Consider the following 13,204-nt stretch of genomic DNA (forward strand, 5'->3'; position numbering starts at 1 on the left):
ACCGGTCCTCGTCTCTCGACGAGGACCGGTGTTGGTCAGAAGCTGAAATCCACCTTGGTCCAGAGCGTGCGCCCCGGTTCGCGAATGGATTGCGGATCGTTCGCCGGGAAACCGAAGCCGGCGTTGCCGGCCAGGTTGAGGTGCTCGGCGTAATCCTTGTCCAGCAGGTTGTCGATGCCGGCGCTGACCTTGAAGTGCCTGCTCAGGCGATAGGCCGCATTGAGCGAGAGCACGCCGAAGCCGGCGCTTTCGTCGAAGTCCTGCCCGACCACGTTCCCCTCCCCTTCGGCGACGCGCCCCTGGTGCGCCACCACACGCCAGAGTCCGCTGGCGCTCCAGTCACCCTCCTCGTAGGTCAGGCCGAAACGCGCATCCAGCGGCGGCATCTGCGGCAAGACGCGATCGTCCGTGGTGTTCTTGCCCCAGGCGTAGGCCAGGGTCGCATCGGTCTTCCAGTTGTCGGTCAGTTGGTAGGACGCGCCCAGCTCTCCCCCCATGATCCGGGCATCCACGTTCCGTGCCTGGGATGTGGAGCCCATCATTCCATTGCTGGTGTAGCGGAACAGGATGTAGTCGTTGATCTCGCCGACATATCCGGACGCCCAGGCCTTGAGCTTCTCGCCCTCGTACTGGGTGCCGAAATCGAGCTGGGTGGTCTTCTCCGGTTCGATGCCGTCGAAGGCATTGGCCGAGCCGGCGGGCCCGAGATTGGGTGAGAACAGCTCCCAGTAATCGGGGAAGCGCTGCGCATGGCCGAGGCCGGCGTACAGCGTCGTCGCCGAATCGGCGAGATCGTGTTCGTAGCGCAGGAAGCCGCTGGGCAGGGTGTCGCTGCGGGTGTCGTCGGCGGTGGGGTTGGGCCGGGCGCTCATGCCCGAACCGAGGGTCTGCCGGTAATCCCTGGCCGAGGCGCGGTCCAGGCGCGCTCCGCCGATCAGCCGGTCACGCTCGGCGGCGTACCAGGTCAGTTCGCCGAACGCGCCATAGTTGTGGAAATCGGCGTCCTTGTTCCACGGCTGTTCATCGTAGGTGCCGATGCCCATGCCGCTGCGCTTGCGATGCTCGTTGGTCTGCGCATCGACGCCGGAAACCAGCTTGAAATCGTCCCAACGCCAGGTAGCGGCCAGACGCCCGCCCAGAGTGCGGCGGTCGACATTGGAAGCCATCGGCCCGGCCATCATGCCCATGCCCGATGGCGTGCGCAGGCTGTAGTTGTCCATCACGTGATCGGCGTAGTTGTAGTAGACCTGCGCCTCCAGCTTGTCGAGCAGCTCGCCGAGGTTGGACCTCTCGAAGCGCAGGCCGAGGCTTTCGCGCTTGAACTGCGAGCCGTCCATGCCGCGCCCCGCGTAGCGGGCCTCGCCATCGCCCTTGCCGGCAGTCAACTCGACCAGGGTATCGGCGTCGGGCGTCCATCCCGTGGCGACATCGCCATTCCACTTGTTCCAGCGCGATGGAACGGTGTCGCCGTCGCCATCCTGGTAATCGTCGGACTGCGAACGGTTGCCGACGAAGCGCAGGTATCCCTGCGGGCCGCCCGCCGCCGCATCGAGCACGCGGTCGAAGCGGCCATTGGAGCCGCCGACGACACTGCCGTCGATCCGCGATCCCAGCTCGCCGAAGCGCTCCGGCTCACGGTCGAAACGAATGGTGCCGGCCGATGCTCCCGGTCCCCAGATCACGGTCTCGGGGCCTTTCACCACGGTCAGGCGGTCGAAGGTTTCCGGCGAAATGTAGGAGGTTGGCGCATCCATCCGCCCAGGACAGGCGCCGAGCATGACGCCGCCGTTGGTGAGGATGTTCAGGCGCGAACCGAACATGCCGCGCAGCACCGGATCACCGTTGGTGCCGCCGTTGCGGATGGCGGAGAAGCCGGGAATGGTCTTCAGGTAATCGGCGCCGTCGCTGGCCGGAATCGGCTGGCGTGCCTGTTTCGGGTCGGTGACCACGGTCAGCGGCGAACTCTGCGCCACCGCAGTGATGACGCTGGGTTCCATCTGCAGGGCCTGGCCACTGGCGGCTACCACCGGGGCGAGACTGGCCACTCCACCTATTGCGGTGATTGCGCGCAACGAGCGCAGGCAGGCGGAACACTTCCGCCGGCGAAAGGAAATACTGGACATACGGTTTCCATGATCGAGTGAAAACTTCCTGGCCGACGAATGCCCACGACGAACACGCGGCTGGCTCGAACTCCAGACCGGGAAAATCAGGCAAACGACGGCTTACTGGACCGAGTGATCAGGCAACCGGGAAGGGGGGAGCGCGGGAGCGGGCGCCGGGAAAGACCGGCGAGGCGGGAGCGGATTGGCTGGCGATGACCGGCGCGGACAGGCCGATGGCAATCGGAGCGGCAGGTGTCGCCAGTACCGGAGGAACGAGCGGCGGGCTATGGACCAGCAGCGCGCAGTAGCCGCACTTCTCCATGAAGTGCTCGGCAGAGAACTGCTGTTTCTCCGCGGCGACCAGGTCAGGTGCAGCGTGATGCCCGGAAACCCGCTGATCGTCGGAACAGGCCAGCTCGTCCAGGCCGCCAGCCATCGACATGGCGTGATCCATCGGCATCGACTGGGAAACCAGCGGGCCGACATAGATCATCAGCATGGCGAACAGCGCCAGCCAGATGCCTGTGCCTTGTCGTTGATGAGCTGTCACGGGAAATCCCTGTCGTTCCTGACTCTGGCCGGGGGCGGGCGGCACGAGAGATGCGATGATCGCATGCTGCCTGTCCCTTTCCGTGCGGCACGAAGCCGCACAGTGGAGTTAAGCACAAAAAGTGACGGCGCAATTTATTGCGCAAAGACACCAAATACCAAGCATAAACATTCACGCAAATGGCTTTTAAGATGTTTTCTGCCAAATTTTCAACATCACTTGCCATCAAACCCCAAAATCTCTAGGGTGGCATCCATGAAAACCGCACATACCCTCATCCTGCTTCGCCAACACGCCTGCCTGCGCCTGGTCAGCCCGCGACTGCGTGGCTGAAACGGACCATACTTTCAGTTTCAGCCCCTTCTTTATTTATTTGCGCGCAGGCCCGTCTGGCCCGAAAGAAAAAGGATTCCGCTCATGAGCATGTTGAAAGACCCGTCCTCCAAGTACCGCGCCTTCCCGGCCATCAACCTGCCTGACCGTACCTGGCCGTCGAAAACCATCACCGAAGTGCCGATCTGGTGCAGCTCCGACCTGCGCGACGGCAACCAGTCGCTGATCGAACCGATGGACCCGGCGAAGAAGCTGCGTTTCTTCGAGACCCTGGTGAAAGTGGGCCTGAAGCAGATCGAGGTGTCCTTCCCCTCCGCTTCCGAGGCCGACTTCAACTTCGTCCGCGACCTGATCGAGAACAACCGCATTCCGGACGACGTGACCATCCAGGTGCTGACCCAGGCCCGTGAAGACCTGATCACCCGCACCTTCGAATCCCTGCGCGGGGCGAAGAAGGCCATCGTCCACGTCTACAACGCCACCGCGCCGTCGTTCCGCCGCATCGTCTTCAACCAGGACAAGCAGGGCGTGGTCGATATCGCCGTGAACGCCGCCAAGCTGATCAAGAAGCTGGCCGCCGAACAGCCGGAAACCCAGTGGACCTTCCAGTACTCGCCGGAGATCTTCACCTCCACCGAGCTGGAGTTCGCCGTGCAGGTCTGCGACGCCGTGCTCGACGTATGGCAGCCGACTCCCGAGAACAAGGTCATCCTCAACCTGCCGGCCACCGTGGAAGTCGCCACGCCGAACATCTACGCCGACCAGATCGAATGGTTCTGCCGCCACGTCAGCCGCCGCAACAGCGTGCTGATCAGCCTGCACACCCATAACGACCGTGGCACCGGCGTGGCCGCCACCGAACTGGGCCTGATGGCCGGCGCCGACCGCGTGGAAGGCTGCCTGTTCGGCAACGGCGAGCGTACCGGCAACGTCGACCTGGTGACCCTGGCGCTGAACATGTACACCCAGGGCATGCACCCTGGCCTGGACTTCTCCGACATCGACGCCGTGCGCAAGGTGGTCGAGGAGTGCAACCAGTTGCCGGTCCACCCGCGTCATCCGTACGTCGGCGACCTGGTCCACACCGCCTTCTCCGGCTCGCACCAGGACGCCATCCGCAAGGGCTTCGCCCAGCGGAAGGAAGACGGCATCTGGGAAGTACCGTACCTGCCGATCGATCCGGCGGACATCGGCCGCAGCTACGAGGCGGTGATCCGCGTGAACAGCCAGTCCGGCAAGGGCGGCATCACCTTCCTGCTCGAACAGGAGTACGGCATCAGCCTGCCGCGCCGCACGCAGATCGAGTTCAGCCAGGTGGTCCAGGCGGAAACCGACCGTCTCGGCCTGGAAATGAGCGCCCAGCAGATCTACGGCCTGCTGGAAAACGAGTACCTGAAGGCTACCGCGCCGTTCGCGCTGAAGGGCCATCGCCTGCAGGAAGAGAACAACGTCTGCACCGTCGACATCGAAGTCGCCAGCAAGGGTGAAACCCAGCACTGGCGCGGCAAGGGCAACGGCCCGCTGGAAGCGCTGGTGGCCTCGCTGCCGGTATCCGTGGAAATCATGGATTACAACGAGCATGCCATCGGCTCCGGCACCAATGCCAAGGCCGCGGCCTATATCGAGCTGCGCGTCGAGGGCGGCCGTTCGCTGCACGGCATCGGTATCGACGAGAACATCACCACCGCCAGCTTCCGCGCCCTGTTCAGCGCGCTGAACCGCGCGGTCAACCTGGGCCAGGCGAAAGCTGCCTGAGTCTCGCACTGATATGAAGAAGGGGCCCTCGGGCCCCTTTTCATTTACACAGTTGTTGGGCTTCGCTGCGCTCAGCGCCAACCTGCCTCGTTATTCGTCGTCGCCAGTGGCGGAGACTGCCCCCAGGCAAAACAGGCGATGTTCCGTCCCTGCGCTCAGCAGGGTCCAGAAGCCTTCTTCCTGCGCGTAAACCGCCTCCATCACCTCGTTGTAGCTGAAGCGCCAGACACGGCGGTCGCGGCCGTCCATCGACTCGATACGCAAGACTTCCTCATCGCTGGCGAAGGGCTGGCCAAGTTCGGCGGCGGCATCGGCCTGGTCCAGCAGCGCCTCGTTGAGCTCGAACTGGAAGGCGTGCAGGCCGTCGATTTGCAGCATGTCGGCGGTTTCCAGTTGATCCAGCAGGTAGAGATTCTCGCTGTGCATTTCGGCCATCCGTAAGTGAAAGGCGGTCATGATAGACCAACCGGCACCGATTGGCGGGACCTGCGTCAGTTGCCCCGCGAACTATGCTGTCAGTCCATCCCCATGATCCATCGGCAAGGAGGGAAAGCAGGTGACCCTACGCGAACTTGGCCAATCGGGCCTGGAGATTCCGCCCCTGGTATTCGGCGGCAATGTATTCGGCTGGACGGCCGACGAAGCCACCTCGTTCCGCCTGCTGGATACGCTGCTGGACGCCGGCCTGAACTGCATCGACACCGCCGACGTCTACGCCCGCTGGCTGCCCGCGCACACCGGCGGCGAGTCGGAAACCATCATCGGCAACTGGCTGAAGAAAACCGGCAAGCGCGACAAGGTGATCATCGCCACCAAGGTCGGCATGGACATGGGCAACGGCCACAAGGGCCTTTCCGCCGCCTATATCGAACAGGCCGTGGAAGCCTCGCTGCGCCGTCTGCAGACCGACTACATCGACCTCTACCAGGCGCACTGCGACGATGCCCACACCTCGCTGGAGGAAACCCTCGGCGCCTTCGCCGGCCTCATCGGCAGCGGCAAGGTGCGCGTCATCGGCGCTTCCAACTACGACGCCCGGCGCCTGCGCGAGGCCCACGCGGAATGCCAGCGGCTCAAGCTGCCGAGCTACCAGAGCCTGCAGCCCAACTACAACCTCTACGACCGCGCCGACTACGAGACCCGTCTGGAACCGACGATACGCGAACTGGGTCTGGGAGTGATCTGCTACTACTCGCTGGCCGGCGGCTTCCTGACCGGCAAGTACCGCAGCCAGGCGGACCTGGATAAAAGCCCGGCGCGCGCCGACAAGGTGAAGGGCTATCTGAACGAACGCGGCGTGACCATCCTCGCCGCGCTGGACGAGGTGGCGGAGCAGTACGACGTGACGCCCACCCAGGTCGCCCTGGCCTGGCTGATCGCCCGCCCCAGCGTTACTGCGCCGATTGCCAGCGCATCCAGCCTGGACCAGTTGCCGGACCTGATCGGCGCAACCCGGCTGCAACTGGATGCCGACTCCATCGAGCGGTTGAACCGGGCCAGTGCGTATTGATCACCATCGGGGCGCCTTCCGTAGGTTGGGCTGAGCCTGCGAAGCCCAACATTCCGCCACGCAAGCGTTGGGCTTCACTTCGTTCAGCGCCAACCTACATTGCCCGACGCACCGAGCGCCATGCCCGGCACGACAGCCCCGTAGGTTGACGCTGAGCCCGCGAAGCCCAACATCCGGCCACGCAAACGGGCCGAATCAGGGCTTCAGCTCGAACTCATCGGCATCCAGGTTGGCCGGGAAGCGCTCGCGGTAGGCCGCCAGCGCCTGTGCGGACAGGCTGACGTGGAACACGCCATCGCCCGTGCCCGCCTCCAGCAGGGCCTCGCCCTGGAAATCCAGCACCTGGCTGTCGCCGGAATAGCCGTGCCCCTTGCCATCCTCGCCGACGCGGTTCACCGCCGCGACGTAGCACAGGTTCTCGATGGCGCGCGCCGGCAGCAGGCGGTTCCAATGCTGGCGGCGCGCGGCCGGCCAGTTGGCGGTGTACAGCAGCAGGTCGGTATCGCGGGCGTCGCGGCTCCATACCGGGAAGCGCAGGTCGTAGCAGACCAGCGGGCGAATCCGCCAGCCCTTCCACTCCAGCAGCACCTGGTGCTCGCCCGGCGTGTAGTGCTTGTGCTCGCCGGCCATGCGGAACAGATGGCGCTTGTCGTAGTACAGCATCTCGCCGTCCGGGCGCGCCCAGAGCAGGCGGTTGCGGTGGCTGCCGTCCGCGGCGCGGATGATCACGCTGCCGGCGACCACCGCATCCAGCCGCGCGGCCTGCTCGCGCAGCCAGGCGTAGGTGGCGCCCTCCTCCGGCTCGCAGAGGCTTTCCGAATCCATGGAGAAGCCGGTGGTGAACATCTCCGGCAGGATCACCAGGTCGGCGCCTCGCGCCTGCTCCAGCAGCGTGGCGAAGCGCGCGCGGTTGGCCTCGGCGTCGTGCCAGGCCAGGGTGGTCTGCACCAGGGCGAGTTTCAGGTCGGGCAGTTGGCTCAGATCGCGCATAGTTTTTCCGCCGCCTGACGCAGCGTCTCCTCACGTTTGGCGAAGCAGAAGCGCACCAGACGCATGTCGGCCGGCGCCTGCTGGTAGAACACCGACACCGGGATCGCGGCGACGCCATGCTCGCGGGTCAGCCATTCGGCCATGGCCACGTCGTCCAGGTCCGGACGGATCGCCGAATAGTCGACCACCTGGAAATAGGTGCCGGCGGCACGCTGGAAGGTGAACCGCGAGCTGACCAGCAGGTCGCAGAACAGGTCGCGCTTGGCCTGGTAGAAAGCCGGCAGCTCGCGCAGGTGCCCGGGGTGCTCGGCCATGAAATCGGCCAGCGCCCATTGCAGCGGCGTCACGCCGCAGAAGTTGACGTACTGGTGGATCTTGCGCAGCTCGGCGGACAGCGCCGGCGGCGCCACCACGTAGCCGGTCTTCCAGCCGGTGACGTGGTAGGTCTTGCCGAACGAGCTGATCACGAAGGCGCGCGGGTACAGCTCCTCATGGGCGAGCACGCTGGTGTGGCTGACGCCGTCGTAGATCAGGTGCTCGTAGACCTCGTCGCTGATCACGTAGATCTCGCGATCGCGGATCAGCGCGGCCAGCTGGTCGAGGTCGGCGCGATCGATCAGCGCGCCGCTCGGGTTGTGCGGGCTGTTGAGGAAGATCAGGCGGGTGCGTGGGGTGATGGCGTCGGCCAGGCGCTGCCAGTCAATGCGGAAGTCCGGCAGGCTCAGCGGCACATGCACGCAGCGGCCGCCGGCCAGTTCCACCGAGGGCTCGTAGCTGTCGTAGCAGGGATCGAGAACGATGGCCTCGTCGCCCGGGCGGATCACCGCCTGCACCGCGCAGAAGATCGCCTCGGTGGCGCCGGGGGTGATGGTCACTTCGCTGTCGGCGCTGACCTTGCGCCCGTAGAAATCGGCGACCTTGGCCGCGACCTGCTCGCGCAGCGCCGGCAGGCCGGTCATCGGCGCGTACTGGTTATGCCCGAGCATGACGTGGCGGCCGATAGCCTCGCGCAATGCGAGCGGGCCGTCGAAGTCAGGGAAGCCCTGGGAAAGATTCAGCGCACCGCAATCGGCGGCAAGCTGGGACATGCGAGTGAAGATGGTGGTGCCGACATTCGGCAGTTTGCTGGTGAGCATGGCTTCGACTACAGGCTGCGGGCGATAAGTGGGGCACCTACTTTATCGTCTGCAGCCTGCGGCCTGAAGCCCGGACTTCGGTTCTGTCGCCATTTCGTCGCGAGCGAGCGAAACGGCAACAGACCCTAGGCTATTTACGCTTGTCCTTCCGCTTCTTCTCGGCTTTCTTGTGGTGCGACATGAGCCGGCGCTTCTTGTTCACCTGGCGCTCGGTGAGCTGGGTCTTCTTGCCTTCGAACGGGTTGTCGCCGCCCTTGTACTCGATACGGATCGGCGTACCGACCAGTTTCAGCACGCGCCGGTAGGTCTTCTCCAGGTAGCGCGTGTAGGCCTTGGGCACCGCATCCACCTGGTTGCCGTGGATCACGATCAGCGGCGGGTTGGCGCCGCCGAGGTGGGCGTAGCGCAGCTTGATGCGGCGGCCGTTGACCATCGGCGGCTGGTGTACCTGGATCGCATCTTCGAGGATCTGCGTCAGACGGCTGGTCGGCCAGCGGGTGACGGCCGAACGGAAGGACTCCTGCACCGACTTGTACAGATGGCCGACGCCGGTGCCATGCAGCGCGGAAATGAAGTGGATGTCGGCGAAGTCGACGAACAGCAGGCGGCGCTCCAGTTCGGTCTTCACGTAGTCGCGCTCGGCGGACTCCATGCCGTCCCACTTGTTCAGCGCGATGACCAGCGCACGGCCGGTTTCCAGCACGAAGCCAAGCAGGTTGAGATCGTGCTCGACCACACCCTCGCGGGCGTCCATGACGAAGATCACCACGTTGGCATCCTGGATCGCCTGCAGGGTCTTCACCACCGAGAACTTTTCCACCGCCTCGAAGATCTTGCCGCGGCGGCGCACGCCGGCGGTGTCGATCAGCGTGTACTTCTCTTCGTTGCGCTCGAACGGGATGTAGATGCTGTCGCGGGTGGTGCCGGCCTGGTCGTAGACGATCACCCGCTCCTCGCCGAGCATGCGGTTGACCAGGGTCGACTTGCCGACATTGGGGCGGCCGATGATGGCGATCTTGATGCCATCCTTCTCGCTCGGGCCGGGAATCCGCTTGGGCTCTTCGCCTTCGGCGACTTCCTCGGTTTCGCCGGGCGCCTCGTTGTCTTCCGGTGCTTCCGGGTCCGGGAGGAACAGCTCGCCCAGTGCCGTCTGCAGCATATGGGTGATGCCGCGGCCGTGGGCAGCGGCGATCGGCAGCGCATCGCCCAGGCCCAGCGGGCTGAACTCGGCGCGGGCGATATCCGGATCGACGGTGTCGACCTTGTTCGCCACCAGGTAGCTGCGCTTGTTCCGCTTGCGCAGGTGCTCGCCGATCATCTGGTCGGCGGCGGTCATCCCGGCACGCGAGTCGACCATGAACAGCACCGCATCGGCCTCTTCGATGGCCTGCAGCGATTGCTCGGCCATTTTCGCATCAATGCCTTCCTCATCGCCGGAGATACCCCCGGTATCGATGACGATGAATTTCTTGCCCTGCCACTTCGCCTCGCCGTACTGGCGGTCGCGGGTCAGGCCGGCGTATTCGGCAACGATGGCGTCGCGGGTCTTGGTCAGTCGGTTGAACAGGGTGGACTTGCCGACGTTCGGACGACCCACCAGGGCAATTACGGGAACCATGCGGCTCTCCAGGAAAAATTCAGATTTTCAGAAAACACGACGGCCGCTGTCGTCGCGCGACAGCGGCCGGCAGTAAGACACAGCTTAGCGAATGGTATAGGCGACCAGATCACCGCTGTTGCCAAACACATACATCCAGTTGCCGACTACCAGCGGGCGCACACGCACACCGTCGCCATCGACCTTCGTGCGGCCGACGAAGCGGCCATCCACCTGGCTCAGCAGGTGCACGTAGCCTTCGACGTCGCCGACCACCACATTGCTGGACAGGATCGCCGGAGCGGACAGCTGGCGGCGGGCCAGGGATTCGTTGCGCCACAGCGAGGAAGCGCCACGGGAATCCAGTCCTTCGACGGTGCCACTGGCCTCGCTGACGTAGACGTTGCCGAAACCTTCGGCAACACCCGCGTAGCTGGAAGCTTCGCGCTGCCACAGTACGCGGCCGGTGCTGACGTCCAGCGCCGCGGCGCGGCCCTGATAGCTGGCGACGTACAGGGCGTTGTCCACCAGAGTCAGACCGCCATCGATATCCACCACGCGCTCCAGCTCGGAACGACCCTGGGGAATAGCCACGCGCTGTTCCCAGACCGGCAGGCCACGCTGCACATCGACTGCGATGACCTTGCCGCTGGCCAACCCGGCCAGCGCCAGGCGACCGGCAATCAGCGGAGCACCGGTGCCACGCAGGGTCAGGACCGGCACGCTGCTTTCATAGATCCAGCGACGGTTGCCGCTGGCGGCGTCGAAAGCGATCAGCTTGTCGTCCTGGGTCTGCACCACCACGACGTCACCGTCGGTTGCTGGTGCGGACAGCACCTCGCTGGTCACCCGGGTACGCCATTTCTGCTCGCCGCTGGTCTCGTCGAGGGCGATCACATCGCCGCGCAGGGTACCGATCAGCACCATGCCGTGGCCGACACCGACCCCACCGGAAACCGGCAGGTCGAGGTCCTGTTTCCACAGCACGTCGCCGCTCTCGCGCTGGATGGCCATTACGCGGCCTTCAGCGGAAGCGGCATAGATCACCGAACCGTCCACGGCCGGCGTCAGCAGGTTGTAGAGGTCGCCCTGGCCGTCACCGACCGAGCGGCTCCATTGCTTCTCCAGGCGAACCTCTTCGGTGAAGTCGGTGAGTTCCGCCGGAGGCAGTTCTTTCTTCGAGTTGCTGCTGCAACCCACGGCCAACAGGGTCAGCGCCAACAGCGCCACGTGTTTCCAGCGCAGCATGTCAGGCATCTCCCTTGGCCAGGTCGTCCAGCTTAATCTGCAGGGCGCCGAGCGCGGCGTCTTCCGGCAGTGCAGCCTTGGCTTTCTCGTAGGCGGCGCGCGCATCATCGGTGCGCTTCAGCTGCACCAGCAGATCGCCCCGCAGTTCCTCGCGGGTAGCGACGTAGGCCTTCTCGGCCTCGCCTTCGAGCAGCTTGAGGCCTTCCTCGACCTTGCCCTGGGCAGACAGGACGCGCGCCAGACGCTGCCGCGCCAGCTCGCCGAGGGTGGCATCGACCGGCTTGTCGACGATGGCCTTGAGTTCCAGGGCCGCGTCATCCAGCCTGCCGCTGTCCACCGCCACCTTGGCGACGAACAGGCGACCGTACTGGGCATACCGGGTGCCGCCGTATTCGCTGGTCAGCTTGCTGGCGAGTTCCGCGACTTTCGCCGGATCGGGTTGGCCAGTCGGGTTCAGAGCGGTTTCCAGCAGTTGCTGATAGATGATCGAGGCGCCTTGCGCCTGATTGTTCTGGTATTTCTTCCAGGCCTGCCAGCCGAACACCACTACCAGGGCCAGCAAGGCGCCGGTGAGCAGGGGCATGCCATTGCGCTGCCACCAGTCCTTGATGTCCGCCAGTTGTTCTTCTTCGGTACGCGTGGTCACCCCAATACTCCTAGTCGGTGTTGTCTCAGGCCCGCGCCAGGCGGGCTGTCAGGTGCTCGGGCAGTGCATCCCAGGCAATCGTCTGTTGCTCGCCTTCGCCGCGCAAAGGCTTGCAACCTACCACGCGGCCGGCCAGTTCGTCGTCACCCAGGATGAGTGCGTACTGGGCGCCGCTCTTGTCGGCCTTCTTGAATTGGCTCTTGAAGCTGCCGCCACCGGCGTTGACCAGCAGGCGCAGCCCCGGAATGGCGTCGCGCAGACGCTCGGCCAGGGCCAGTCCGGCCAGCTCGGCCGGCTCGCCGAAGGCGCAGAGATAGAGGTCGGCCGGGCGGTTGAGTTCCTCGGGCACCAGGCCGAGGGTTTCCAGCAGCAGCACCAGGCGCTCGATGCCCATGGCGAAACCGACACCCGGCGTGGGCTTGCCGCCGAACTGGCTGACCAGTCCGTCATAGCGGCCGCCGGCACAGACGGTGCCCTGCGAGCCGAGCTTGGCGGTGACCCACTCGAACACGGTGCGGCCGTAGTAGTCGAGGCCACGCACCAGCTTGGTATTGATCTGGTAGCTGATGCCGGCGGCATCCAGACGCACCTTCAGACCTTCGAAGTGCGCACGGGACTCCTCATCCAGATACTCCTGCAGGGTCGGCGCCTCGGCCAGCAGCACCTGGGTGCTTTCGATCTTGCTGTCGAGGATGCGCAGCGGGTTGGTGGTCAGGCGGCGCTGGCTGTCCTCGTCGAGCTGGTCGAAGCGCTCGTTCAGGTAGGCCACCAGGGCGTCGCGATAACGCGCGCGGGCTTCACTGGAGCCCAGGCTGTTCAGCTGCAGGGTCACCGCATCGGCCATGCCGAGCTTCTTCCACAGGCGCCAGGTGAGCACGATCAGTTCGGCGTCGATATCCGGGCCGGGCTGGTTGAAGACTTCCACGCCGATCTGGTGGAACTGGCGGTAACGGCCTTTCTGCGGCTTCTCGTAGCGGAACATCGGGCCGGTGTACCACAGCTTCTGCACCTGGCCGCCACCAGTGAGGCCATGTTCGAGCACGGCTCGCACACAGCCGGCGGTGCCTTCCGGACGCAGGGTCAGCGATTCCTCGTTGCGGTCGAGGAAGGTGTACATCTCCTTGTCGACCACGTCGGTCCCTTCGCCGATACCGCGGGCGAACAGATCGGTGAACTCGAGGATCGGCAGGCGGATTTCCTTGTAGCCATAGCCGTCCAGCAGCTCGGCGAAGGTGTTTTCCAGATAGCGCCAGACCGGAGTCTGCTCCGGCAGGATGTCGTTCATGCCACGAATGGCTTGCAAAGACTTGCTCACATGATGTCCTTGGATAGCA

At 64.8% G+C, this 13,204-nt stretch carries 11 protein-coding genes; 2 read left to right on the forward strand and 9 right to left on the reverse strand.

Going from position 1 to position 13,204, the window contains the following annotated elements; all coding sequences use genetic code 11:
• Nucleotides 1-35: 35 nt before the first annotated feature.
• Together JFY56_RS06720 and JFY56_RS06725 are read right to left on the reverse strand one after the other, a co-directional pair.
• A complete protein-coding gene (locus tag JFY56_RS06720; RefSeq protein WP_208312759.1) occupies nucleotides 36-2,123 on the reverse strand; it encodes a TonB-dependent copper receptor in 2,088 nt (695 codons plus the stop codon).
• A gap of 118 nt (nucleotides 2,124-2,241) precedes the next feature.
• Nucleotides 2,242-2,604 carry a DUF2946 domain-containing protein gene (locus JFY56_RS06725; protein ID WP_208313219.1) on the reverse strand — a complete coding sequence of 121 codons (363 nt, stop codon included), beginning with the start codon at nucleotides 2,602-2,604 and terminating at the stop codon, nucleotides 2,242-2,244.
• Nucleotides 2,605-3,072: 468 nt separating this feature from the next.
• On the opposite strand from JFY56_RS06725, the gene leuA reads away from it, so the two are divergent.
• Nucleotides 3,073-4,743, forward strand: a complete 1,671-nt coding sequence (leuA, locus tag JFY56_RS06730; protein WP_208312760.1) for a 2-isopropylmalate synthase — start codon at nucleotides 3,073-3,075, stop codon at nucleotides 4,741-4,743.
• A 90-nt stretch (nucleotides 4,744-4,833) separates the two neighbouring features.
• On the opposite strand, the gene JFY56_RS06735 is transcribed toward leuA, so the two are convergent.
• Nucleotides 4,834-5,169 carry a DUF5629 family protein gene (locus JFY56_RS06735; protein ID WP_208312761.1) on the reverse strand — a complete coding sequence of 112 codons (336 nt, stop codon included), beginning with the start codon at nucleotides 5,167-5,169 and terminating at the stop codon, nucleotides 4,834-4,836.
• A gap of 130 nt (nucleotides 5,170-5,299) precedes the next feature.
• Here JFY56_RS06735 and JFY56_RS06740 point away from each other — a divergent pair, with 130 nt between their 5' ends.
• Nucleotides 5,300-6,253: an aldo/keto reductase gene (locus tag JFY56_RS06740; protein ID WP_208312762.1), complete on the forward strand. Its 954-nt coding sequence runs from the start codon at nucleotides 5,300-5,302 to the stop codon at nucleotides 6,251-6,253.
• A 195-nt stretch (nucleotides 6,254-6,448) separates the two neighbouring features.
• Here JFY56_RS06740 and JFY56_RS06745 read toward each other — a convergent pair whose 3' ends face one another.
• The 6 genes from JFY56_RS06745 to hisS form a co-directional block, all read right to left on the reverse strand.
• Nucleotides 6,449-7,243: an amidohydrolase gene (locus tag JFY56_RS06745; protein WP_208312763.1), complete on the reverse strand. Its 795-nt coding sequence runs from the start codon at nucleotides 7,241-7,243 to the stop codon at nucleotides 6,449-6,451.
• Complete coding sequence (locus JFY56_RS06750) at nucleotides 7,231-8,379, reverse strand: pyridoxal phosphate-dependent aminotransferase (protein WP_208312764.1); 1,149 nt, start codon at nucleotides 8,377-8,379, stop codon at nucleotides 7,231-7,233. Before JFY56_RS06750 ends, JFY56_RS06745 begins: the two co-directional genes overlap by 13 nt.
• A 130-nt stretch (nucleotides 8,380-8,509) precedes the next feature.
• Complete coding sequence (der, locus tag JFY56_RS06755; protein ID WP_208312765.1) at nucleotides 8,510-9,997, reverse strand: ribosome biogenesis GTPase Der; 1,488 nt, start codon at nucleotides 9,995-9,997, stop codon at nucleotides 8,510-8,512.
• 84 nt (nucleotides 9,998-10,081) lie between these two features.
• Nucleotides 10,082-11,224 carry an outer membrane protein assembly factor BamB gene (gene bamB / locus JFY56_RS06760; protein WP_208312766.1) on the reverse strand — a complete coding sequence of 381 codons (1,143 nt, stop codon included), beginning with the start codon at nucleotides 11,222-11,224 and terminating at the stop codon, nucleotides 10,082-10,084.
• Nucleotide 11,225: 1 nt separating this feature from the next.
• A complete protein-coding gene (locus tag JFY56_RS06765) occupies nucleotides 11,226-11,870 on the reverse strand; it encodes a YfgM family protein (RefSeq protein ID WP_208312767.1) in 645 nt (214 codons plus the stop codon).
• A 25-nt stretch (nucleotides 11,871-11,895) separates the two neighbouring features.
• Nucleotides 11,896-13,185 carry a histidine--tRNA ligase gene (hisS, locus tag JFY56_RS06770; protein WP_208312768.1) on the reverse strand — a complete coding sequence of 430 codons (1,290 nt, stop codon included), beginning with the start codon at nucleotides 13,183-13,185 and terminating at the stop codon, nucleotides 11,896-11,898.
• Nucleotides 13,186-13,204: the final 19 nt, after the last annotated feature.

Origin of the sequence: Pseudomonas schmalbachii, from assembly GCF_017589465.1 — a bacterium.
Taxonomy (GTDB): Bacteria; Pseudomonadota; Gammaproteobacteria; order Pseudomonadales; family Pseudomonadaceae; genus Pseudomonas; species Pseudomonas schmalbachii.

Excerpts from the sequence above, each read along its gene's own strand:
- JFY56_RS06735 (WP_208312761.1), bottom strand. The coding sequence starts at position 5,169 with ATGCACAGCGAGAATCTCTACCTGCTGGATCAACTGGAAACCGCCGAC.
- JFY56_RS06725 (WP_208313219.1), bottom strand. The coding sequence starts at position 2,604 with ATGCTGATGATCTATGTCGGCCCGCTGGTTTCCCAGTCGATGCCGATG.
- bamB (WP_208312766.1), bottom strand. The coding sequence starts at position 11,224 with ATGCTGCGCTGGAAACACGTGGCGCTGTTGGCGCTGACCCTGTTGGCC.
- leuA (WP_208312760.1), top strand. The coding sequence starts at position 3,073 with ATGAGCATGTTGAAAGACCCGTCCTCCAAGTACCGCGCCTTCCCGGCC.
- JFY56_RS06750 (WP_208312764.1), bottom strand. The coding sequence starts at position 8,379 with ATGCTCACCAGCAAACTGCCGAATGTCGGCACCACCATCTTCACTCGC.
- der (WP_208312765.1), bottom strand. The coding sequence starts at position 9,997 with ATGGTTCCCGTAATTGCCCTGGTGGGTCGTCCGAACGTCGGCAAGTCC.
- JFY56_RS06745 (WP_208312763.1), bottom strand. The coding sequence starts at position 7,243 with ATGCGCGATCTGAGCCAACTGCCCGACCTGAAACTCGCCCTGGTGCAG.
- JFY56_RS06720 (WP_208312759.1), bottom strand. The coding sequence starts at position 2,123 with ATGTCCAGTATTTCCTTTCGCCGGCGGAAGTGTTCCGCCTGCCTGCGC.